Raw genomic sequence first — 1836 nt, forward strand, 5'->3', positions numbered from 1 at the left:
TCAGCGCGGCGGTGATCGCGAGCGCGTTGGCATTGGGCGCGGCGCGCGCGGAGGATACGTTCAAGATCGGACTGATCGTGCCGATGACCGGCGGCCAGGCGTCGACCGGCAAGCAGATCGACAATGCGGTCAAGCTGTACATGCAGCAACATGGCGACACGGTCGCCGGCAAGAAGATCGAGGTCATCCTGAAGGATGATGCGGCGCAGCCCGACAATACCAAGCGGCTGGCGCAGGAGCTGATTGTCAACGACAAGGTCAATGTGATCGCGGGCTTCGGCGTGACGCCGGCGGCCTTCGCCGCGGCGCCGCTGGCGACGCAGGCCAAGATTCCGGAGGTCGTGATGGCCGCCGGCACCTCGGTCATCACCGAGAAGTCGCCCTACATCGTGCGCACCAGCTTCACGCTGGCGCAGTCCTCGACCATCATCGGCGACTGGGCGGTGAAGAACGGCATCAAGAAGGTCGCCACCCTGACCTCCGACTATGCGCCGGGCAACGACGCGCTCAAGTACTTCAAGGAGCATTTCACCGCCGGCGGCGGTGAGATCGTCGAGGAGGTCAAGGTGCCGCTGGCCAACCCCGACTTCGCGCCGTTCCTGCAGCGCATGAAGGACGCCAAGCCGGACGCGATGTTCGTGTTCGTGCCGGCGGGGCAGGGCGGCAACTTCATGAAGCAATATGCCGAGCGCGGGCTGGACAAGAGCGGCATCAAGGTGATCGGGCCGGGCGACGTCACCGACGATGATCTGCTCAAGGACATGGGCGACGCGGTGGTCGGCGCGGTGACCGCGCATATCTATTCCGCCGACCATCCCTCCGAGGTCAACAAGGCGTTCGTCGCGGCCTACGAGAAGGCCTACAACACCCGCCCGGGCTTCATGGCGGTCGGCGGCTATGATGGCATCCACCTGATCTACCAGGCGCTGCAGAAGGACGGCGGCAAGACCGACGGCGATCAGCTGCTGGCGGCGATGAAGGGCGCCTCCTGGGAAAGCCCGCGCGGTCCGATCTCGATCGATCCCGAGACCCGCGACATTGTCCAGAACGTCTACATCCGCAAGGTCGAGAAGAAGAACGGCGAACTCTACAACGTCGAGTTCGAGACCTTCAACGCCGTCAAGGATCCGGGCAAGACCAAGAAGTGACGCCGTTTGCGCGTCTTCGACGGATGGCGGTTAGCAAATCTGCCGTCTCGATCCCGTCATTGCGAGGAGCAAGGCGACGAAGCAATCCAGGGCTGCGTACAAGACTCTGGATTGCTTCGCTTCGCTCGCAATGACGAACACGAAGAGGCCGCTTCAGTGGTTGCCACGAGCTCGAATCGATTTTGATGACCTCCATCCTCACCAACCTGTTCGATGGCGTTGCCTACGGCATGCTGCTGTTCGTGCTGGCCTGCGGGCTTGCCGTGACGCTCGGGCTGATGAACTTCGTCAACCTGGCGCATGGTGCCTTCGCCATGGCCGGCGGCTATGTCTGCGCCATCATGGTCAACCAACAAGGCTGGCCGTTCTTCGCCGCGCTGCCACTGGCGTTCGTCGCCAGTGCTGTGATCGGCATCGTGCTGGAGCGCACACTGTACCGGCATCTTTATGCCCGCAGCCATCTCGACCAGGTGCTGTTCTCGATCGGGCTTGCCTTCATGTCGGTGGCGGCGGTCGACTACATCATGGGATCGTCGCGCATCTTCATCAATCTGCCCGACGCGCTGCAGGGCCAGTTCGACGTCTTTGGCGTCGGCATCGGCCGCTACCGGCTGATGATCATCGTGATCTGCGGCGCGCTCACCGCGCTGTTGCAGCTGGTGCTGGCCAAGACCCGGTTCGGCAGCCG

General features: G+C 63.2%; 2 protein-coding genes. Both read left to right on the forward strand.

Translation table 11 applies throughout. The features are described from left to right. Positions 1 to 1148, forward strand: a 1148-nt coding sequence (locus WA702_RS03660) for an ABC transporter substrate-binding protein (RefSeq protein ID WP_425109167.1), incomplete at its 5' end; no start/stop codon positions are given. A 185-nt stretch (positions 1149 to 1333) separates the two neighbouring features. Next, the coding region (locus WA702_RS03665) for a branched-chain amino acid ABC transporter permease (RefSeq protein ID WP_425109168.1) at positions 1334 to 1836 on the forward strand (503 nt) is incomplete at its 3' end.

Origin of the sequence: Bradyrhizobium sp., from assembly GCF_049798375.1 — a bacterium.
Classification (GTDB): domain Bacteria; phylum Pseudomonadota; class Alphaproteobacteria; order Rhizobiales; family Xanthobacteraceae; genus Bradyrhizobium.